This is a genomic window from Bradyrhizobium oligotrophicum S58, assembly GCF_000344805.1.
GTDB classification, from domain to species: domain Bacteria; phylum Pseudomonadota; class Alphaproteobacteria; order Rhizobiales; family Xanthobacteraceae; genus Bradyrhizobium; species Bradyrhizobium oligotrophicum.
Genome location: NC_020453.1, coordinates 3619269 through 3638818, shown reverse-complemented (window position 1 = coordinate 3638818; position 19550 = coordinate 3619269). Strand labels below are relative to the sequence as shown.

20 protein-coding genes are annotated in these 19550 nt (G+C 66.3%); 4 read left to right on the top strand and 16 right to left on the bottom strand.

The window, feature by feature from the left end:
• Positions 1-435: 435 nt before the first annotated feature.
• On the bottom strand, positions 436-1359 hold the full coding sequence (locus S58_RS15575) for a division plane positioning ATPase MipZ (protein WP_015666297.1): 924 nt from the start codon (positions 1357-1359) through the stop codon (positions 436-438).
• A gap of 262 nt (positions 1360-1621) precedes the next feature.
• On the opposite strand from S58_RS15575, the gene panC reads away from it, so the two are divergent.
• Complete coding sequence (gene panC, locus S58_RS15570; RefSeq protein WP_015666296.1) at positions 1622-2473, top strand: pantoate--beta-alanine ligase; 852 nt, start codon at positions 1622-1624, stop codon at positions 2471-2473.
• Positions 2474-2758: 285 nt separating this feature from the next.
• Here panC and S58_RS15565 read toward each other — a convergent pair whose 3' ends face one another.
• The 9 genes from S58_RS15565 to mgtE form a co-directional block, all read right to left on the bottom strand.
• Positions 2759-3199 carry a DUF1489 family protein gene (locus S58_RS15565; protein WP_015666295.1) on the bottom strand — a complete coding sequence of 147 codons (441 nt, stop codon included), beginning with the start codon at positions 3197-3199 and terminating at the stop codon, positions 2759-2761.
• Between the two features lie 24 nt (positions 3200-3223).
• Positions 3224-4210 (bottom strand): hypothetical protein, encoded by a 987-nt coding sequence (locus S58_RS15560; protein WP_042339576.1) that lies wholly within the window; start codon positions 4208-4210, stop codon positions 3224-3226.
• 325 nt (positions 4211-4535) lie between these two features.
• Positions 4536-4727 carry a hypothetical protein gene (locus S58_RS15555; protein ID WP_015666293.1) on the bottom strand — a complete coding sequence of 64 codons (192 nt, stop codon included), beginning with the start codon at positions 4725-4727 and terminating at the stop codon, positions 4536-4538.
• Positions 4728-4930: 203 nt separating this feature from the next.
• The gene (locus S58_RS15550) at positions 4931-5299 is read right to left on the bottom strand and encodes a YidB family protein (RefSeq protein ID WP_015666292.1); all 369 of its coding nucleotides are present in this window, start codon (positions 5297-5299) and stop codon (positions 4931-4933) included.
• 106 nt (positions 5300-5405) lie between these two features.
• Positions 5406-6065, bottom strand: a complete 660-nt coding sequence (locus tag S58_RS15545) for a glutathione S-transferase family protein (RefSeq protein WP_015666291.1) — start codon at positions 6063-6065, stop codon at positions 5406-5408.
• Between the two features lie 122 nt (positions 6066-6187).
• Entirely contained in the window at positions 6188-7069 is an 882-nt protein-coding gene (locus S58_RS15540; protein ID WP_015666290.1) for a hypothetical protein, read from the bottom strand.
• A 129-nt stretch (positions 7070-7198) separates the two neighbouring features.
• On the bottom strand, positions 7199-8017 hold the full coding sequence (locus tag S58_RS15535) for an aldo/keto reductase (RefSeq protein WP_015666289.1): 819 nt from the start codon (positions 8015-8017) through the stop codon (positions 7199-7201).
• A gap of 76 nt (positions 8018-8093) precedes the next feature.
• Complete coding sequence (locus S58_RS15530; protein ID WP_015666288.1) at positions 8094-8384, bottom strand: helix-turn-helix domain-containing protein; 291 nt, start codon at positions 8382-8384, stop codon at positions 8094-8096.
• Positions 8385-8468: 84 nt separating this feature from the next.
• Entirely contained in the window at positions 8469-9887 is a 1419-nt protein-coding gene (gene mgtE / locus S58_RS15525) for a magnesium transporter (RefSeq protein ID WP_015666287.1), read from the bottom strand.
• A 111-nt stretch (positions 9888-9998) separates the two neighbouring features.
• Here mgtE and S58_RS15520 point away from each other — a divergent pair, with 111 nt between their 5' ends.
• Positions 9999-10838 (top strand): polysaccharide deacetylase family protein, encoded by an 840-nt coding sequence (locus S58_RS15520; protein WP_015666286.1) that lies wholly within the window; start codon positions 9999-10001, stop codon positions 10836-10838.
• 235 nt (positions 10839-11073) lie between these two features.
• On the top strand, positions 11074-12312 hold the full coding sequence (locus tag S58_RS15515; protein ID WP_042339573.1) for a polysaccharide deacetylase family protein: 1239 nt from the start codon (positions 11074-11076) through the stop codon (positions 12310-12312).
• A 58-nt stretch (positions 12313-12370) separates the two neighbouring features.
• Here the strand turns inward: S58_RS15515 and S58_RS15510 are convergent, their stop codons facing one another.
• The 4 genes from S58_RS15510 to S58_RS15495 form a co-directional block, all read right to left on the bottom strand.
• Positions 12371-12745 carry a hypothetical protein gene (locus tag S58_RS15510; protein ID WP_015666284.1) on the bottom strand — a complete coding sequence of 125 codons (375 nt, stop codon included), beginning with the start codon at positions 12743-12745 and terminating at the stop codon, positions 12371-12373.
• A 262-nt stretch (positions 12746-13007) separates the two neighbouring features.
• On the bottom strand, positions 13008-14246 hold the full coding sequence (locus S58_RS15505; protein ID WP_015666283.1) for an NAD(P)/FAD-dependent oxidoreductase: 1239 nt from the start codon (positions 14244-14246) through the stop codon (positions 13008-13010).
• 16 nt (positions 14247-14262) lie between these two features.
• On the bottom strand, positions 14263-14613 hold the full coding sequence (locus S58_RS15500) for a RidA family protein (RefSeq protein WP_015666282.1): 351 nt from the start codon (positions 14611-14613) through the stop codon (positions 14263-14265).
• 37 nt (positions 14614-14650) lie between these two features.
• Positions 14651-16147, bottom strand: coding sequence for an amidase (locus S58_RS15495; RefSeq protein WP_015666281.1), 1497 nt, complete (start codon positions 16145-16147; stop codon positions 14651-14653).
• A 208-nt stretch (positions 16148-16355) separates the two neighbouring features.
• Between S58_RS15495 and S58_RS15490 the strand changes: the two genes are divergently transcribed.
• Positions 16356-17024, top strand: coding sequence for a helix-turn-helix domain-containing protein (locus S58_RS15490; RefSeq protein WP_015666280.1), 669 nt, complete (start codon positions 16356-16358; stop codon positions 17022-17024).
• A 33-nt stretch (positions 17025-17057) separates the two neighbouring features.
• Here the strand turns inward: S58_RS15490 and S58_RS15485 are convergent, their stop codons facing one another.
• A complete protein-coding gene (locus S58_RS15485; protein ID WP_244440774.1) occupies positions 17058-18452 on the bottom strand; it encodes an alpha-amylase family protein in 1395 nt (464 codons plus the stop codon).
• 122 nt (positions 18453-18574) lie between these two features.
• Positions 18575-19540, bottom strand: a complete 966-nt coding sequence (locus S58_RS15480) for an NAD-dependent epimerase/dehydratase family protein (RefSeq protein ID WP_015666278.1) — start codon at positions 19538-19540, stop codon at positions 18575-18577.
• Positions 19541-19550 lie beyond the last annotated feature (10 nt).

Below are 19550 nucleotides of genomic sequence, written 5' to 3'. Positions count from 1 at the left end.
CTGTGACGGGAAGACTAAATGTTGTGTATTCCTCGCCCGTTCGTTGTGCGGCGCACCTAGTTGCTGTGCAACATAAGCCGGCGCCGCCCCTTCCATGTGACCTGAACTCTGAACGTCAGGTTCAAATCAGTCATGAATTTGACGGTAATCTAGCGAAAAAGGCCTGTTCTGCCTTTGACTTGAAACAATGAGGCCGATCTCGACCGCGCCGCCCCGACCGGGCTTAGCACCATCGTCGCAGCAGATTGTTGGCGAAGGGGCCGGCGCAGGTTCAAGGCGCACGATGTCTCAGGCGCACGATGTCTCAGGCAACGCCTTGCCGTCGCCACAATGCTGCAATCACCAGCACACCGAGTGTGGAGCATGGTCATCGCGACTTAGTCATCAGGACTTATAATCGTCGGCGTCACGTCGGCGGACGCTTCCGATGTCTGCTCAGGCGCTGATGATGTCGTGCAGGTCGAGCGGCTTGTCGACCTGGGCGAACCACTCGGCGCGGTTGGCGGCGCGACGGCGGCCACGCTCATCCAGCGGCAGCTTGAGCTGGCGCAGCAGGCTCGTGACTTCCTCACGCGCCGTGACGTGGCCGAGATTGGGGCGCGTGCCCAAGGTGGCCTCGTCGATGTCGTCGAGGGCCGTCAGTCCGCGCGGAAAGAACTCGCGATAGACGACGCGCTCGGCAAAGCCGTCGATGGCGCGGAAGCCGAGCCGCAGCGACAGGTCCTTCAGCCCGTCCGCGACCAGCTGCTTGTTGCGCGAACCGAGCATGGAGAGGCGGTTGCGGACCACGATCCAGTCGGTCATGGCCCCGTCGACCTGACGGCGCTTGCGCCTGACGTCGCGCACCATCTCGGCGTAGTGGCTCTCCCCGGTCACCGCATAGGTTGCGGCATCGACCGTTCCCAGCACGTCGAAATCGAGGAAGCTGTCGTTGATCGGGGTGACCAGCGTGTCGGCCATCGAATGCGCCAGGCGCATCAGGTAGCTGTCGTTGCCGGGCGTATCGATGACGATGAAGTCGAACGTCCGCTCGACCGCGCTCACCGCTTCCATGAACTGCTGGAACTCGGTGTTCTCGTTCTCGTCGATCTGCAAGGTCTGGCCGAGCTGGATGCAATAGTGCGTCGGCAGCTCGAGACGCAGGCCGGTGCGGCGCGCCCAGGCGCTGCGGTTGTTGATGTAGTGGGTGAAGCTCTGCTGGCGGCAGTCGAGGTCGATGGTGGCGACGCGCTGGCCGGCCTTCAGAAGCGCCACGGCAATGTGCAGGGCGGTGGTCGACTTGCCCGACCCGCCCTTTTCGTTTCCAAGCACAACCACGTGGGCCGAGCCCGATTGTCCTTGGCTAGTCTGCACCAGCATGTTTTCGACCTCTTACGATCATCTTCGAGTCACGGTCGTCTGCGGTCAAGGAAAATGCATCATCATCGTGAATCCCACGGGGATGCATCCGCCGCTATTACTTGACGCGCGCGTTTACCAACTCCGCAGTTGACGCGGAGGCGTGCTAACAGGCGTATTCAAGTCAGCTGAGCGGCTTTGCCCTGCCCTTGTTAAAGGCGGTCGCCAGAGCGTCAAGGCCGAACAGAGAAACCGCGATTTTTCGCTGAGAGATCGAGCAAAAATGTCACGAAGCCCGCGTATCGCCCGCACCGTCTCCGCCCTCCGCCGCGAGCTCGACAGCTTGCGCGCGAGAAAGGCCAGCATCGCGCTCGTGCCCACCATGGGCGCGCTGCATGAAGGCCACATCTCGCTCGTTCGACTGGCGAAGCGCCGTGCCGACAAGGTGGTGGTCTCGATCTTCGTCAACCCGACTCAGTTCGCGCCGACGGAAGATTTCGGCTCTTACCCGCGTACCTGGAAGGACGATGTTGCAAAGCTGACGGCCGAGCGCGTCGATCTGATCTGGCACCCCGACGCGAAGGCGATGTATCCGGACGGCTTCGCGACGCGGATCGTGCCGGAAGGCGCGGCGCTCGCCGGGTTGGAGGATCGCTTCCGTCCGCATTTCTTCGGCGGTGTCGCGACCGTGGTCGCCAAGCTGTTCACGCAATGCCGGCCCGACGTCGCGATCTTCGGCGAGAAGGATTATCAGCAGCTCCGCGTGGTCACGCAGATGGCGCGCGACCTCGACCTCGGCGTTCGCGTCGTCGGCTCCCGTACGGTGCGCGAACGCGACGGCCTCGCGATGTCCTCGCGCAATGTCTATCTCAGTGCGGACGAACGGCGCGCCGCTCCGACGCTGCACCGTGTGCTGAAGCAGCTGGCGACACGCCTGCGCGCCGGCGACGACATCAAGCCCGCAGTCCGCGCAGGAGCCGCCGAGATCACCGAGGCCGGCTTCGCATTGGATTATCTCGAGGTGCGCCACGCCGAGACCCTGGCGCCACTCGGCCCGAACGAGTCCGGGCCAAAGCGCATCCTCGTCGCCGCCAAGATCGGAACGACGCGGCTGATCGACAACGTCGCCGCGTGAGCCGACGGACCGATGATGGCGCCGAGCTCTGGCCTCTCTTCCGTGGGGCGGCGCAATCGCTCCCAGCGTCGTTCCGGGGCGCGCGCAGCGCGAGCCCGGAACCCATACCCAGGATGCCCCGTAGGGCACGCTGGTGGTTGGCAGCTCGCCACCCGTCATCTTCCTGTGGTTATGGATTCGGGCTCATTCGCGCTGCTTCAAAATGGCTCCGCCATTTTGCGCGCGAATGCCCCGGAATGACAGAGAGCTCGGGATCAGTTCAGAGGAGCGCGACGCCAAGCGCAGCTACAGCAACCCGAGATCCCGCAGCTCGCGCCGCAGCGGTTCAGGCATGGCCTCGACGCTCGCGGCACTGGACTTGCCGAGATCGGCCGGGGCGTCGTCGGCCGTCAGATAGCGCCACCCCTGGAACGGACGCATCGGCCGCGGCGATACCGCGATCACCTTCGGCTGCATGATGATGCGGCACCGCCCGATCCCATCGCCATCGCGGAACGGCTCGATGCCGACGATCTTCTCGCGCGCGGCGACCTCGCCGCGAATCACCCAGTACAGCGAGCCGCCGGCGAGGATGTCCTCGAGCCGTTTCGGCATCATCCGCGTGACATGGACGTGTTGCTGCGGCAGGCCCTTCTTCTTCGCCGTCAGCATGCGCTCGGCGATCCATTCCTTGAGTTCTTTGACCGACTCGCAGCCGACGGCCAGCTTGATCAGATGCAGAGGCATGATGGGCGGCTCAATCCGCGGAATCTATTCGTTGTTGGCGGCCGGCTCTGCGGCGTCGGGTGTGGCCTGCTGCGCCGGCGCGGCGGGCTTCGGCTTCGGCGCCGCCGCCTTCTTGGCCGCGGCCGGAGCCTGGGCATGGCTGGCAGCGACGGTGGGCGGCGCGGCGGGTGCGGGCGCGAGCTGGGTCGGGGGCTTCGGAGCGGCCGCCGAGCGCGTCGAGGCGGTCGGCTCGGGGTTCATGATGCTGACCGGCGGGGTGTTGGCGGAGCTTGGAAATTCGGCTGTTGTCGGCTTGCCGGGCGGTGCCGACGCCGACGGCGCCATCCCCGCGAAGGTGCCGGCCGCCGGCTGGCTCTGAGCGGATGGCGGTGCGTTCCACTGCGAGGCGTAGCGCGTCACCAGCCCCTCATAGGTCCGCCCCTCCATGTTGTTGACCAGTTGCTGACGGTCGCCGACGGCGCGGAACATCACGCAATCGGTCGGCGTGCAGCGGTCGCGCGTGAGCAGCACATAGGCCATCAATCCGTAGCGATCGCGCTCCACGGCCCGGCGCAGCGCCAGCAGCTCGGCGGTCATCACCTTGTTGGCGCTGGCAATGTCGCCCGCCTGGGACAGCCGGCTCAGCATCCCCGCCGCATAGCTCACCGCAGCGGCCGTCATCTCAGCCGACCCGAACAGGCCTCTCTCGCAGTTCGACAGCACCAGATCGCCGGCCAGGTCATCGATGCAGGCGAGCGCCGGCGGTGAGAAGCTGACCGAGGCCGTCGCCGCCGGATCGCCATTGCCGCCGCGCTGTGAGGGGTCCTGGCTGCGCATCATCGAGGCAACCGCGATCCCGACCGCAAGCAGGGTGATCACCGTCAGAGCGCCGTTGGCGACCGACTTCTCGGCCCGGAGCAGGGTAATCAGGACGATCAGGGCAAAGAAGCCCGCTGCGGCAACAGTGAGCCACATTGGGAACGACGGCGAGTTCAAGAGCTGGTCGAACGACGAGGGCCAGGTCGAATTCATGCGCGCTGATTCCTGACGCGGGCCAGACACGAGGGCCCCAATGGCGTCCCTACATGGGACGCCCGTGAAACGATCATCAAATTCAAATGATCAACCCAATCCATTGCGGCCCCACCCCACGACAATACGACGATTCCGTGCCCCTTGCGGGCAAGGATGGTGTGGAGCTACCCGCTATCCCCAGAGGGATCGCGCAGCCTTCGCAAGAGCCTTCGTAAGACCTGGGGTCACGGCTCTCAGCCCCGTGGCCACCGCCGTTTCTCCCCTCCTCCGTTCGACCCGCCGCGTCCGCCGACGCGCCAAGCCATCCGACGACCCAGCAGCCTCAAGACAAGGCCAATTGGCTCTCTCTGGCAACCCGCTCAAAGGCTTCCGTGGAGCTCTTGATGCGATACTGGCAGTCGTCCCCGTCCGTCGGCAGCTGGCGGATGACCTCATAGGTGCCGCTGGCTGCCGGTCGCGAAACGTTGCTCGCGGTAAAATAGACCGTCGTCCCAATGCTGAACTTGTGTTTCAACGCCCTCTCCTGCTCGCATGCCGGCAAGAGCCTTCTTGTCCCGCTGCCCGGGCCGGCGTGACATTATTAATATCACACCTATAGCACGCCGCCGCGGGCGCTGACCAGCGGCCTCACGAGATAGGACATCCTCAATTCTGCAACCGTATCAGCGGGATACCGTAGACGGACATTGCGGCCCTGCAGCGTCGGCGCCGGCTGCCTCAGGCGGAATGCGGCAGCTTGCCGTCCGGGCTCGCGTGATCCACCGCCAGCGGCAGCTGTTCGGCGAGTATTTTCGAAAGCTGATCCACCGGCACGTTGAAGCGCGCGGCGAGCTGCTTGACGACATCGCTCCCGAGCACCTCCTGCAGCTGTTCGGCCGAGATCGGCAGGTTCTGGCCGTTGCCGAGCCAGGATTTGACCTGCGCACCAAAGCCGGCCTGCTCCAGCTTCGCCACGATGGCACCCAGGCCGCCCTGCCCGCCCTGACCGAGCACCTCGCTGAGCACCGCCGGCAGTACGGCAGCTTCGAGCTGCCCCAGGGCGCCCTGAAGCGCCGGTGAGTTGCGCAGAGTATCGAACAGGCCCATCGTCGCTCGCTCCATGACTGACGTTATGACTGACGTTCAGTCAGCCAGAGGACCGCGCCCCCGAGGCGGCGTCAAGGTCGACGCGCGCCTCTACCAACTCGCCTGATCAGACCTTCTCGACCCGGTCGATGGTCCAGGTCTCCGCGAGGCCGTCCTTCACCCATTCCGCGAAGGCCGGCATCGCCATCATCGTGTCCATGTAGGCCCGAGTGTCGGCCGCAACCGGAACCGCGAAGGTGTGGAGGCGCGTCACGACGGGCGCGAACATCGCGTCCGCGCCACCGAAGCGGCCGAACAGGAACGGACCGCCGGCGCCGTAGCGCGCCCGGCAATCGCGCCAGATCTCCTCGACCCGGGCGATGTTCGCCTTGGCATCCGCGGACAACTCCACCGGCCGCAGCGGCCGATGCAGGTTCATCGGGCACTCGTTGCGCAAGGCCTGGAAACCGGAATGCATCTCGGCGGAGACGGACCGCGCTTGCGCGCGCGCAGCGGCATCAGCGGGCCAGAGCCCGGCCTCGGGGAAGCGCTCGGCGAGATATTCGATGATCGCGAGCGAGTCCCACACCGTGATCGCGCCGTCGATCAGAACCGGCACCTTGCCGGCCGGCGAATGGCTCAGGATGCGCGCCTTGTCGGCCGGATCATCGGTGTAGAGCGGGATCACGATCTCCTCGAAGGCAATGTCGCAGCCGCGCAACGCCAGCCACGGCCGCATCGACCATGAGGAATAGTTCTTGTTGCCGATCACCAGCTTCAGCGTCATGTCGCACCGTCTCCGTGTTCAAGGCGCCTGCCGGCCTGATGATGTCTACCATCGGCGCCCATGTCGTCGGCGACGCATACAGGATCAGCGGCCGCCGCGTCGACAGCGACGCGCTACGATCGTCAGCGGCTGAAATCCTGCGGCGTAAACGACATCTCGATGACCTGCCATTCGCGATAGCGCTCCGGCGGCAGCATGGAATAAGGCTGGCAGGCGTTCAACGCCTCGACTGCACTTTCCTTGAGCGGCCCGGCTTTGGAGGCCGCGATGACCTCTCTCACCTCCGGCTCGGTCGCCAGCCGGCCATCGCGGGTCATCCCGAAGCGCAGCTTCACGAGCACCTTGTCCGACAGCGACAGCGAGGCGGGCAGGCGCGCGCAGCTCCTCACCCGTTGCCGTAGCGCGGTCTCCAGATTGGCCGCGAGGTTCGTGGTCGCGATGGGCCCCGAGTCGTTCTCGTCCTGGGCACCGTTCGCCTGCGGCAGCGGCGCCAGCGGCCCGGGCAGACCAAGCATGACGCCGTATTTCACGGTGAGGTCCGGCTCGGGGGGGACATAGCTCGGCGTGGGAGCCGGCGCGGGCGGAGGCATCGGCTTGGCAGCCGACTTTGCCTCCTTGGCCTCGGTCTTGTTGGCCTCAGACTTGGCGGCGGCCTTCGCCGCTTTGGACGACGGAGTCGGCGATGGCTGTGGCGGCTTTGACGGCTCCTTGGCCTCCCGCGTCGGCGACTGCGACGGCTCGGGGACAGGAGGCGGCGCGGCCGCTGCCGGCGACGGGCTCGGCGCCGGCTGCGGCAGCGCCAGTTCGGGCGAAGGCGACGGCGATGGCGTGGCGACGGGCTCGGGCGTCTTCTGCGGCTCGTCGACGATGTTGACTTCGATCTCGTCGGACTTGGGCAGCTCGTAAGGGCGCACCGAGGTCGAGACCACGGCCCCACCGACGATCAGAAAATGCGCGAGCACGGACGCGGCGATGCCCCAACGTATGAACTGCCAACGTTCCATGCTGCTTCGTTTGCGCCGCCTGCGGCCTGGCACATGCGATACGCGCGCCGTCGCGGCGATCATCGCCAGGGGTGAGCGCGGGCCAACCTGCCCGCCCCTGCCACTCTAGCATGGCGGCGGGCGCCGCCCTCAATCCCATTTCGGCGCGAAGGCGAAGTTGGTCATCCGCCCCTCGGGGCTGCCCATGGCGAAGATGTCGGCCATGTCCTGCTCGGACAGCTCGAAATCGAAGATGTCCAGGTTCTCGGACAGCCGTTCGATCTTCGATGTGCGCGGAATCGCCACGACATTCTGTTGCACCAGCCAGCGCAGACAGATCTGCGCCGGGCTCTTGCCATGGGCCTGACCGATGCGCGTCAAGGTCGGGTCGTTCTTGATCTTGCCCTTGGCAATCGGGCTGTAGGCGACCATCGCGATGCCATGCTGTGAGCAAGCCTCGCGGACCTTGGTCTGATCCAGATAAGGATGATACTCGACCTGGTTGCACACCAGGGGTTCCGGCGACGCCGCCACTGCCTCGTCGAGCAAGGCGACGGTGAAGTTGGACACGCCGACATGGCGCGCCAGGCCAAGCGTCTTGGCGTGGGCCAGCGCGCCGAGCGTCTCGGTCAGCGGCACGTGCGGATTGGGCCAGTGCAGCAGCAGCAGATCGACCTCGGAGACGCGCAGGCGGACCAGGCTTTCCTTGGTCGAGCGTTCGAGATCATGCGGCGCGAAATGCGTGGTCCACACCTTGGTGGTCAGGAACACCTCGCTGCGCCTGACGTGGGAAGCGCGCAGGCCTTCGCCGACCTCCTGCTCGTTCTCATAGACCTGGGCGGTGTCGATGTGCCGATAGCCGAGGGTGAGCGCCTGCTCGACGATGCGGGCGCAGGTGCGCCCGCGCAATTCCCAGGTTCCCAGACCCAAAGCTGGAATCCTGGCACCGTTGGCCTCGATCGTCAGCATGGCCGTGACCTCCAGACCGCGTGAGGGATTATGTAGGCACACGCGTACGGTTGCCAACGCACGACCGGTTTTTGGCTTAAGTCTTAGCTAAGGCCGCAAACACCGTATCCGGCGCATGCGCGATCACGGTCAGCAGCGCGCGCGCCGGGCCGCGCGGCATGCGCTTGCCCTGCTCCCAATTGCGGATGGTCTCGACCGGCACGCCGAGCTTGGCGGCGAATTCCTGCTGCGTCAGCTGCACCCGCCGCCGGAGATCGCGGACCTCGACCGGAGCAGCCGGTTCAACCGTCGTAGGCGCGAGCGGAAACTCGCCGCCATCGCGCAGCTCCACGATTCGTCCGTCCGCCTTCAGCCGCAAGCGTTGCATGATTCCAGCTCCGTCTCGTGCGATGGAGTGTCGCCGAGCCGCGTTAAGACCGGATTAACGATATAAGTCCCTCAGCAACCGATCTTATTTCAGGCCGAACCACAGCGTCGCGATGCCCAGAAACGAGAAGAAACCAACCACGTCGGTCACGGTGGTGACGAAGGTTCCGGACGCCACGGCGGGATCGGCCCGGACCCGCTCGAGCACCATCGGGATCAGTATGCCGCCGAGTGCGCCGGCCACGAGGTTGGAGATGATGGCGAGCCCGATCACGATGCCGAGCCCCGGCATCTTGAACCAGGCGACCGCGGCGATGCCGGTGATCAGGGCGAAGGCGAGCCCGTTGACGAGGCCCACCAGCCCCTCGCGCAGCACCACGCGCATCGCATTGTTCGGTCCGAGCTCGCGCGTCGCCAGCGCTCGCACGGCGACCGTCATGGTCTGCGTCGCGGCATTGCCGCCCTGGCTGGCCACGATCGGCGCGAGCACGGCGAGCGCGACCATCTGCTGCAGCTGGCCTTCGAACAGGCCGAGCACTGACGACGCCAGGAAGGCGGTGGCGAGATTGACCAGCAGCCAGTTGAAGCGCCCCTTGGCGATGGTCCAGACGCTGTCGGACAGTTCCTCGTCGCCGGACACGCCGCCGAGCGCCTTGAAGTCCTCGTCGGCCTCCTCCTCGATCACGTCGACGACGTCATCGATGGTGATGACGCCGGCCAGCCGGTTCTCGGCATCGACGACGGGAGCAGCGACCAGATTGTACTTGCCGAACAGCCGCGCCACTTCGGCCAGATCGTCGGTGACGGTGACGCGGCGGCGATCCTCGTCGATCAGGTCGGCGAGCGGCACCGGACGGCGGGCGCGCAGCAGCGCATCGAGCGAGACCGCCCCCTGCCAGTGCCGCGCATCGTCCACCGCATAAATCTCATAGAACCGCTCGGGCAGATCCGGCGTCTCGCGCATGTAGTCGATCGCCTGGCCGACCGTCCAGGCGAGCGGAACCGCGATGAACTCGCTCTGCATGCGCCGGCCGGCCGAGCCCTCGGGATAGTCGAGGCTGCGCGCGAGCACGTCGCGCTCCGACGGCGGCAAATGTTCGAGGATCTGCTCCTTGTCCTCCTCGTCGAGGCTCTCCAGCAGCTCGACCGCATCGTCGGATTCGAGCTCGCGGACGCCCTCGGCGACGGTGGCCGGCTCCAGCTCTTCGAGGATCTCCTCGCGGACCGCGTCATCGACCTCGTTCAGCGCCGAAAAGTCGAAGTCGGTGCCGGTCAGTTCCACCAGCCTGACGCGGTCGTCCGGCGCGAGCGCCGCGATCAGATCGCCGAGATCGGCCTCGTGCAGCTCGGCGACTTCGGCGCGCAGGAACGCCTCGTCCTCGGCGGCGATTGCCGCGGTGATGGTCTGGATGAATTCGGAGCGAATCTCGCCGGACTCGGTGCGCATCGTCCCGCGATCGGGTAGACTTGCATCGGCGGGGGCAACGTCCAATGTCTCGTTCATGACGTGCCTCACGAGCTCTCAATTCAGAGCAAATGGTCTGATTTGTGCTTTCACGCATTACATAATCGGCAACCGCGAGCGCAACGGGAAAAGATGCGAGATCTGCGACCGATGACGGGATGGGTAAACGCAGCCGTCGTCGCGGCCGCGCTGCTCGCGGCCGACGTCGCGATCGCCGCCCCCGCCGCATGCCCGCGCGAGGGCACGCTCGGCACCTCACGCGTGCTGAGCGTGAACCCGAAGAACTATCCGCGCGTCGGCCTGAAGAGCTTTCCGGATACCCTGCCGCTGCAGGACGGCGAGGTGGTGCTCACCTTCGACGATGGTCCGTCGCCGCCGATGACCAACAAGGTGCTCGCGGCACTCGCCAGGGAATGCGTGCACGCGACGTTCTTTCTGGTCGGCCAACCCGCTTCGGGCCGCGCGGAACTGGTGCGGAAGATCGCGGCCGAAGGCCACACGGTCGGCCATCACAGTTTCACGCACGCGCACCTCGCGCACATCACGCCGGAGCAGGCGATCGAAGAGATCGATCGCGGAATTGCCGCCGACGAGAAAGCGCTCAACGGCGTCGAGACGACGATCCCGTCGACTCCGTTCTTCCGCTTCCCCTACTTCGAATCGACGCCGGCGACGCTCGACCTGCTGCAATCGCGCGGCATCGCCGTCTTCGGCGCCGATCTTTGGGCCAGCGATTGGACTGCGATGTCACCGCAAGGGACGCTGAAGCTCTTGATCCGCAGGCTGGAGCAAGCCCGCAAGGGCATCATCTTGCTGCACGATCCACAGCCCCGCACGGTGGCGATGCTGCCGGCCTTTCTGCGCTACCTGAAGGACAATGGCTACCGCGTCGTCCACATCGTGCCGGCAAAGTCCGAGCAGCCGGCGGAACCGCAAGCTGAGCAGCACAGCGGCAGCCCCGCGCCCGCTGAGCCGCATGAAGGTGGTTAATGCGCCGTTCAGGGCTGCCGTTTACGATTTGACTGTCGCAGCGTCGGCGATTCCAGCCGATTGCAATCCGGCAACAGCTACCGGCAAACCGGAACCCAGGACGATGTGATGTCGCGACGGCTCAACATCCCTGCTATGTCTCGGGGGGCGCTTGCCAGCAGGGCCGCGACCTATCATGGACCATCGAAGAGCCGGGCTGAAGGACCCGGCCCGGTGAAGGGAATCGAGCAGCGTGATGCGTGATCGTAAGTCTGCTTGCGTCGGACGGCCAACATGGCTCGCAGTGCTGCTGGGCACCGTCGCCGGAATTGCCTTGAGCTTGGCACCATCAGGCGCATCGGCCGCCGACTGTCCCGGCCATCCCAACGCGCTCGGCACATCGCGCGTGCTGGTGGTCGACCCGCGCGAGCATCCGCGGATCGGCGCCATGCAGTACAAGGAGACGCTGCCTCTCAAAGATCACGAGGTGGTCATCACCTTCGATGACGGGCCGCTGCCGAAATACAGCAATCAGGTGCTGCAGATCCTCGCCGACCAATGCGTCAAGGCGACGTTCTTCACGATCGGGCGCCAGGCCAAGGCCGATCCCGAAGGCGTGCGGAAGCTCGCAGCCGCAGGCCACACCATCGGCACCCACAGCCAGAACCATCCGCTGAGCTTCAACAAGATGACGCTCGACCAGGTCAAGCCGGAGGTCGACGAGGGCATCAGCTGGACGACGGCGGCGTTGACCGATCCGTCCGCGCTGTCGCCGTTCTTCCGCGTGCCCGGCCTGCTCCGCGGCGATGCCGTGGAGAGCTACGCGGCAACGCTCGGCCTGCAGCTCTGGAGCGCGGACTTCCTGGCCGACGACTGGCGCAGTATCTCCGGCACCAAGGTCCATGAGCTCGCGATCAAGCGGCTGGAGGCGCGCGGCAAAGGCATCCTGCTGCTGCACGACATCCACGCACGCACCGTGGCGGCGCTGCCGAAGATCCTTGCCGAGCTGAAGGCCAAGAACTACCGGATCGTGCACGTCGTGGCGGCGACGCCCGACCGGCCGGCGACGCCGACCGACCCCGAGGACTGGCTGGTGCACCGCCCGTCGGACGAGACGCCGGTTGCCAAATGGCCCGCGATCACGCCGGCCGACCTCGCCGGCGCGGACACCCGCGCGCGTGCGGAACTCGACGATTTCGGAATTCTCGATGTGCCGCCCGCAACACCCGCCGTGCGGAAGCCGGCATGGCCGCGTCCCTCGCTCGGCTCGCGGCTGGCAACGGCACCATCGCTGCCGGCGCCCTCGGCCGAGCTGTTCGCCTGGCCGCCGGTCGCGCCGCTCTCTGCGCCGCACCGTCAGGTGGCCCGCGCCGAGAGCTCCGCCCCGAAGGCGTCCGCCTCGAAAGCGTCCGCTTCGAAGGTGTCTGCCTCGAAAGCTGTGGCGGCGAAGCCGGCCCAGCGCCCGGTACGCCTTGCCAGCCTCAGGAAGCGCTGAGCTCAGGGCCCCCAAGCGCCCGACGATGGCGACGCCGAGCGTCGCCGTCATCGTCCGGTCAGTTGGCGACGATCTTGCTGACGCAGAAGATCACGACGGCCGCGAGGAAGAACAGGTCCATGTAGGACTTCTTCTCGCCATCCCGGCGCAACTGGCCGACGTCCTTCATGGTCTGCTTGTTGATGACCTGCCCGACCGGTCCATCGCCGAGCATGCCGGCGAGCCGCCGCACATCCGATTCCAGCTTCTCGATGCGACCGAAGAAGTGGAACGAGCGCAGCACGGATACGGCGCGCATGCCCGCATAGATCAGGATGACGATCGCGAGCACGGCACGGTTCTGATACTTCTCGATGTAGTTCAGGCTGAGATAGACCGCAGCAAGAAAAGTGAAATTCGAGAAGAAGCGGTAGATCAAGCTCGCGAAATTCATCTGGTTTTCCCCCCGGTGCCCCTGGATGACCGGTCGACAGCAGAACTCACGGACCGCGCTTCGCGCCCCCCGCGTCCTGGCCTTGCCAAGAGCCTTAGGTGAGCCGGCTTGCGAATTCGTGAAGCTGCGCCGCCGGCCACCTCATGGCCGCGCGCGTGGTAAACAACCAGCTCGATTTCTCAGCCTGCAATTGCAGGCCGCTCGCGCCGCCTCTCTTCAATTGCAGCGGCAGCGAGAGCGTGGCCGGAACATGTCGCTGGCGCTACGCCCCGAAGCGTGCAGGCGCGCAGGCGGCAACATCGACGCTCGGCGCCTCGCCGCTCATCAGCTCGGCGAGGATGCGACCCGTCGCCGGTCCCAGCGTGAAGCCCTGATGGCCGTGACCGAAATGCAGCCACAGGCCCTTGTGCCGCGCGGTCTCGCCGACCACCGGCAGCATGTCGGGCATGCAGGGCCGCGTGCCGAGCCACGGCTCCGGCTCGACCGGCTTGCCGAGGTCGATCAGCTGGCGTGCGGCCGCTTCCGCCTTGCCGAGCTGCACCGGCGTCAGTTCGGCATCCGGCTCCGACAGCTCCGCGCCGGTGGTGATGCGCACCCCCTTGGCCATCGGGTTCATCAGGTAGCCGAACGCAGCGTCGCGCAGCGGCAGATCGAGCGGCGCACCGCCGGTGTAGTGACGGTGATAGCCGCGCTTGCGCACCATCGGGATGTCGTAGCCGAACCGCTTCAGGAACGTCGGCGACCACGGCCCGAGCGAGACCACGGCGGCCTCGGCCTCGATCCGTCCCTCGTCCGTGACGACGGCCCAGCCGCTGCCCACCTGCGACAGCGTGGTCGCGTCGCCGCGCAGCAACTTGCCGCCACGGCGCACGAACAGCTCGGCGTAGGATGTCACCAGGCTGCCGGGGTCCGACACCGTCCACGGCTCCTGCCAGTGCAGGCCGCCGATGCCGCTCTCGTTGAGGCCCGGCTCGGCCTTGGCGAGCTCGGCTGCACTCAGCAGCTTGAACTTGACGCCGAACGCCTTGCCGACCGCTTCCGCATCCTTGGCCTCCTTGTCGAACTGCGCCTGATTCCGGTGCAACACGCGAAAGCCGTCGCGGCGGACGAGATTGCCGGCGCCGGCGGCGGTGATCAAAGGCTCGTGCTCGGGCGCGGCGCGCGAGATCAGCTGGGCGTAGGTCTTGGTCAGGACCTCGTGCCGTTCGGGGAACGAATTCCACCAATATTGCAGCAGCGGCCGCATATGATACGGCAGCGCCGCGAGGCTGTAGTGCACGTCGTTGGTACGCGCCAGCGCAATGTCGAGGATGCCACCGAGGTCGTGGGGCATGGCATACGGCCTGACGGCCTCGCTCTGGATGATGCCGGCATTGCCGTAGCTGGTCTCGCGACCCGGCTCCCTGCGGTCGACCAGCGCCACCGACCAGCCGCGGCTCTGCAGATGCAGAGCCGTGCCGACGCCGACCATGCCGCCTCCGAGAACGATTGCGCTTCGCATCGTCATCACTCCTGCTTCAGGTCCGCGCCGCGGCGACGACCGTGATCTCGATCTTCACATCCGCAATCATCTGCGCCTGCACCGTGGTGCGCACCGGCAGCGGATCCTTGAAGTGCTTGCGATAGGCCGCGTTGTATTCAGCGAAATCGGCCTTGTCGGCGAGATGCACCATGCAGGACACGACGTCGGCGAGCGACAGGCCCTCCTCCGCCAGCGTCTCGCCGATCAGCTTGAACGTCAGATCGGTCTGCGCCGCGATCCCTTCCGGAATCGTGCCGTCATCGGCCACCGGGATCTCGCCCGACAAGAACACCAGACCACCGGCGCGGCGCACCAGCGAGAACGGCCATGACGAGGAATCGGACATCAGGATCTCCAGGATATGTTGGTCATGACGGCACGCTTCAATCCCACGCCATGAAACCAGGGGTCTGCGACAGCGGCGGCAGGGTGGCGAGCTTCGCCAGATCAGGCTGCGGCCGGCGCAGCTCGGCATCACCGGCGAACGCCGCCTCCAGCGCTGCGGCGACGCCGAGCACCAGCGCATCGCCGCCACGGGGACCTACGATCTGCAGCCCGAACGGCAAACCGTTCTCGTCGAGACCGAGCGGCAGGCTGAGCGCGGGATGGCCGGCGAGCGTCACCGCATAGGCCAGCGCCAGCCAATGGAAGTAGGATCGCGTCGGCACGCCGTCGATCTCGGCCGGATACAGCTCCGACCATGGCCGCGGACTGAGCGTGATGGTCGGGCTGATCAGCACGTCGTGCTGCGCAAAGAAGCTCTGATAGGCGCGGTAGATGCGGGTCTGGTTGGCGGAGGCGCGCGAAAAATCGTCGAGGCTGTAGCTCAACCCCTCCTCGACATTGGCGCGCACGTTCGGCCCGAGCATCTCAGGGCGTTCGCGAAAATTCTTGCCGTGCTGGGTGAGGAACAACGAGGCGCGCAGCACCGCGAAGGTCTCGTCGGCGCCGCCGCAATCCGGCGCGCCCTCGCTGGCATCGGCAAACAGCGGCGCGATGCGCGCCACGCGGGCGCGGAAGGCGCGGCGGATCAACGCCTCGGTCGGAGCGAAGCCGAAATCCTCCGTGAAGGCCAGCTTGAGCTTGCCGAGCTCGACATCAGGCGGTGTCGCCCAGCGCGCCGGCGCGCCGCGCACCGCCTCGCCGGGCAAGGTATAGGCGAGCGGATCGCGCGGATCGTCGCTCGCCATCACCGACAACATCAGCGCGGTGTCGCCGACATTGCGCGCCATCGGCCCATCGGTCGACAGGCACGACCAGCCATGAGCCCGCTTCTCGCTGGCGACCAGCCCATAGGACGGCCGCATGCCGACGATGCCGGAGAAGCCAGCCGGGTTGCGCAAGCTGCCGCCGGTGTCGGAGCCCGACGCCATCGGCGCCATGCCGCAGGCGAGCGCCACCGCCGAGCCGCCGGAGGAGCCGGCCGCCGAGCGCATCGGATCGAACGGATTGCCGGTGGCGCCGAACACCGGATTGCGGGTGTTGCCGCCCGCCGCCCATTCCGGGGTGTTGGTCTTGCCGAAAATGATCGCGCCGGCTGCGCGCAGCCGCGCCACCGAAGCCTGATCGGCGGCGGGGACATTGTTGGCCAGGATCGGGCTGCCATAGGTGGAGCGCATCCCGGCGGTATCCTGCGTGTCCTTGATCAGGACCGGCAGGCCGTGCAGCGGTCCCTTGTCCTCGCCCCTGACGAGCTCGGCCTCGGCGGCCTTGGCGGCCGCGCGCGCCCCCACCTCGTCCAGGGTCACGACCGCATTGACCGCCGGGTTGACCGCAGCGATCCGCGCAAGGCACGAATCGAGCAGGCCGACCGGCGAGATCGCCTTGGTTTTCAGGAGCTTGACCAGCTCGCCGGCCGTCTTGTCGCAAATCGAATCCACGGGCACTTCTCTTTCCGTTTCAGAAAACTATTTAGCATATAAGAAAAGCAATGCACGATCTGAAAACGCATTGTTCCGCCGCGCTTCATGCATGAGGCTCAGGTGTCCGGCGTCCTGATTGAAAACACAGGCATTTCGCGCGAGATTGCCGAGGACTAGCGGCGCCGACAGACGACCTGATCCGCTAACGGATTTTCCGGAGACCCTCGTGACCGACACCACCGTCAGCGCCCCCGCCTCCGAAGGCCCCCACTCTCAGCTCGGCCAGTGTCTCAAGGCGGCGCGGCAGGTGCGCGGACTGACGCTGAAACAGGTTGCGGAAAAGACGGGCATGGCGCTGTCGACCCTGTCCAAGGTCGAAAACGGCTTGATGTCGCTGACCTATGACAAGCTGCTGCAGCTGACCTCGGGCCTGCAGATGGACATCGCCGAGCTGTTCAGCCCGACGACGCCGCAACCCGAGCCGGGACGTCCCGTGACCGCACGCCGCAGCGTCAGCCGCGCCGGCCAGGGCCAGATCGTCAACACCAAGTTCTACACCTACACCTATCAGTGCACGGACCTGATCGGAAAGCGCATGGTGCCGATGATCGCCGAGGTGCGCGCGCGCACCCTGGACGAGTTCGGCCCCCTGCTCCGCCACAGCGGCGAGGAGTACTTCCTGGTCACCCGCGGCACCATCGCCGTCCACACCGAGTTCTACGCCCCCGAGATCCTCAACGAAGGCGACGGCATCTACATCGACAGCACCATGGGCCACGCCTACCTCAACGCCGGCAGCGCGGAGTCGGCGCAGGGCGTGTGCCTGTGTACGAGCGAGCAGGCGGATCTGTTCGAGCAGCTGCACCGGATCGCGAAGAAGGATGCGGTGGAGTGAGCTGACGGGCCGCCACCGGAGTGGCCGGTCAGTTCAGCTCATGTCGGCGTCGGCCGCCCTTGCTTCATTGCGCCGTCCGAGGATGCCCCAGCCGTGCGGAGGAACGGAGACGTCCGTCGCGCCGCCCTTGTGAGAGAGCTCGATATCGCCAGCAAGACGGTCCGCCTCCGTCTCGATGGTGCGGACAATACCCGCGTCGGCGAGGTTCAGGACGACCCACAGCCGGTCGGCTCCGTAGGATGTTTCGAGCAGCAGATCCGAGCGGTTGATCGTGATCACGCGGCTGCGGGCGCGATGCAGCCAGGGGTGCCGTCGGCGCAGCCCGATGAGTTGCTGGTGGAGACGATATGTCGGCCAGCCGAACAAGGCGAGATCCGCCGGCTTTTTGGGAAACGCCGGGCGGATGGCATCGTCGCCGCCGACGCGATGCTCCTTGATGCCGTGGAAGCGCTGCTCGTCACCGGCATAGATCGAGGGCGTCCCGCCCGATGTCATCAGGACGACGAGTGCATGGGCAAGATGGCGCTCGTCGTGCAATTGGCTCGCGATGCGGGTGACGTCGTGATTGCCGATGAAGGTCTGCGGAACGAACGTCTCCAGCATGGCGTCGTGGCGCTTCAAGGCCCATGCCAGCTCGAACAGATTGCCGTCGTTCAATGAGCTCCAGATCGCCTTCCACAGCTCGTATTGCGTGACGGCATCGATGCCGGTTTCGCGGACGAAGCCGGCATAATCGCCATGGATGACCTCACCAACAAAATACGCCTCGGGAAAGTCGGCGCGGACGCGCGGCAGGACCTTCGACCAGAAGGCCCTGGGGACTGCATAGGCCGCGTCGAGCCGCCAGCCGGAAACGCCGCGGCTCAGCCAGTGCCGCATCACCGCGACGACGTGATCGGCGACGCCGGGATCATCATGGTTCAACGCCACCAGATGACGATGCCCTTCGAACGTCGCGTAATCCGGCAACTCTCCGGCGGAGCGGGCCGCCGGCCAGGTCAACTTGAACCAGTGCGCCTCCGGTGATCCCGGACCGCCGGCAAGCGCGCGCTGGAATGCCGGATAGTCGGAGCCGACATGGTTGAAGACGCCGTCGAGAATGATGCGCAGGCCGCGCGTCCGTGCCGCACTGACGAATGCGTCGAAATCTGCGTCGTCGCCCAGCCGCGGGTCGACCCGGAAATAATCGATCGTGTCGTATCCGTGCGTCGACGACGCAAAAATCGGCCCGAGCAGGAGACCCGACACGCCGAGATCGACGGCGTAGTCGAGCCAGGACGTCAGATGGCCAAGGCGATGGACGACGCCATCACGGGCCCGCGCCTCGCGCTCGGCGCCGACAAATCCGAGCGGGTAGACGTGCCAGAGAATTGCGTGCTCGATCCAGCTGCCCATCATCGCCCGTGCCTTGTCCGACGTCCGTCTCACGCCCGATATTCGTGCGGATGCGACTAGCCCCGTCATCGAGTCGTAGCATTGGAGGACCGGAGCTCAGCATTAAAGTCTCTTCAGACTCGCGCGATGCGGCCATCTCCTCGAGAGTGGTTAGTTCAACGAGCCGTCTCCAGCGCCGCCCTCACCGCATCTTCGAGCGGCGTATGCGGCTCCTCGCCGAGCAGGCCGACGAGCCTGCCCTTATCCAGCGCAAGGCTCTGCTTCCACAGCCACCGCATCTCGATTGCCTCGCGCATGAAGCCGACGAACGGCGCGGCGAGCCAGAGGATAATCCACGGGAACGGCTTCACCGGCAGGTCGGGCCGGCCCATGACGCGGCGGACTGCGTCCGTCATGTCGTGTCCGGTCGCATCGTAATGCCCCGCAAAATTCAGCATCGTGCAGGCGGGCAGATCGGCGCTGATGTCGACCAGGCGCGCGAAGGTTTCGGCGAGATCGGGCACGAACGCCCAGGCATGGCCGATGCCGGGCCGCGTCAGGCTCTGCACGGACTTGGCTGCTCGGCCGCCCTTCGCCAGCGCCTGTGCGAACCAGGAATTGCCGACGCCGGGACCGAAGAAGTCCCCCGCCCTGATCGCGATGACCCGGACGCCGTGCTCGCGCGCGGCCTGCTCCAGCATCTCCTCCATCTCCAGCCGCACCTGGCCCTTCCGTGTCGTCGGCTGCCGCGGCGTGGTCTCGCTGACTACGGATGGCGACGCTGATGAGTAGACGTAGACATTCCCCGGAAACACGATCGTTGCGCCGACCGCCCTAGCGGCAGCAATGGTGTTGGCGAGCATCGGCAGCGCGTCCTCGCGCCAGCGCGCGTAGCCCGGCGGATTGACGCCGTGAACGATCAGGCTGGCGCCCTCGGCTGCGGCCAGCACCGACGCCGCATCGCGCGCGTCGCCGTCACGCCAGTCGACCGGGAAGGCAAATGGCGGCCGCCCGGCTGGCGGCCGGCGGGTCAGGGTGCGGATGATGAAGCCGCGCCGCGTCAGCGCCGTGGCGATGGCGCCGCCGATCGCCCCGGTGAGGCCGAGGATCAAGGCGGTCGGAGCTTTCGGGTCATTGGACATGGTCGATCTC

Coding starts and splice junctions, on each gene's coding strand:
- S58_RS15565 (WP_015666295.1), bottom strand. CDS start 3,199: ATGCCTCTGCATCTGATCAAGCTGGCCGTCGGCTGCGAGTCGGTCAAA.
- S58_RS15480 (WP_015666278.1), bottom strand. CDS start 19,540: ATGTCCAATGACCCGAAAGCTCCGACCGCCTTGATCCTCGGCCTCACC.
- S58_RS15545 (WP_015666291.1), bottom strand. CDS start 6,065: ATGACGCTGAAGCTGGTGATCGGCAACAAGAACTATTCCTCATGGTCG.
- S58_RS15540 (WP_015666290.1), bottom strand. CDS start 7,069: ATGGAACGTTGGCAGTTCATACGTTGGGGCATCGCCGCGTCCGTGCTC.
- S58_RS15515 (WP_042339573.1), top strand. CDS start 11,074: ATGCGTGATCGTAAGTCTGCTTGCGTCGGACGGCCAACATGGCTCGCA.
- S58_RS15575 (WP_015666297.1), bottom strand. CDS start 1,359: ATGCTGGTGCAGACTAGCCAAGGACAATCGGGCTCGGCCCACGTGGTT.
- S58_RS15500 (WP_015666282.1), bottom strand. CDS start 14,613: ATGTCCGATTCCTCGTCATGGCCGTTCTCGCTGGTGCGCCGCGCCGGT.
- S58_RS15550 (WP_015666292.1), bottom strand. CDS start 5,299: ATGGGCCTGTTCGATACTCTGCGCAACTCACCGGCGCTTCAGGGCGCC.
- panC (WP_015666296.1), top strand. CDS start 1,622: ATGTCACGAAGCCCGCGTATCGCCCGCACCGTCTCCGCCCTCCGCCGC.
- S58_RS15535 (WP_015666289.1), bottom strand. CDS start 8,017: ATGCTGACGATCGAGGCCAACGGTGCCAGGATTCCAGCTTTGGGTCTG.
- S58_RS15520 (WP_015666286.1), top strand. CDS start 9,999: ATGACGGGATGGGTAAACGCAGCCGTCGTCGCGGCCGCGCTGCTCGCG.
- S58_RS15560 (WP_042339576.1), bottom strand. CDS start 4,210: ATGAATTCGACCTGGCCCTCGTCGTTCGACCAGCTCTTGAACTCGCCG.
- S58_RS15510 (WP_015666284.1), bottom strand. CDS start 12,745: ATGAATTTCGCGAGCTTGATCTACCGCTTCTTCTCGAATTTCACTTTT.
- mgtE (WP_015666287.1), bottom strand. CDS start 9,887: ATGAACGAGACATTGGACGTTGCCCCCGCCGATGCAAGTCTACCCGAT.
- S58_RS15530 (WP_015666288.1), bottom strand. CDS start 8,384: ATGCAACGCTTGCGGCTGAAGGCGGACGGACGAATCGTGGAGCTGCGC.
- S58_RS15505 (WP_015666283.1), bottom strand. CDS start 14,246: ATGCGAAGCGCAATCGTTCTCGGAGGCGGCATGGTCGGCGTCGGCACG.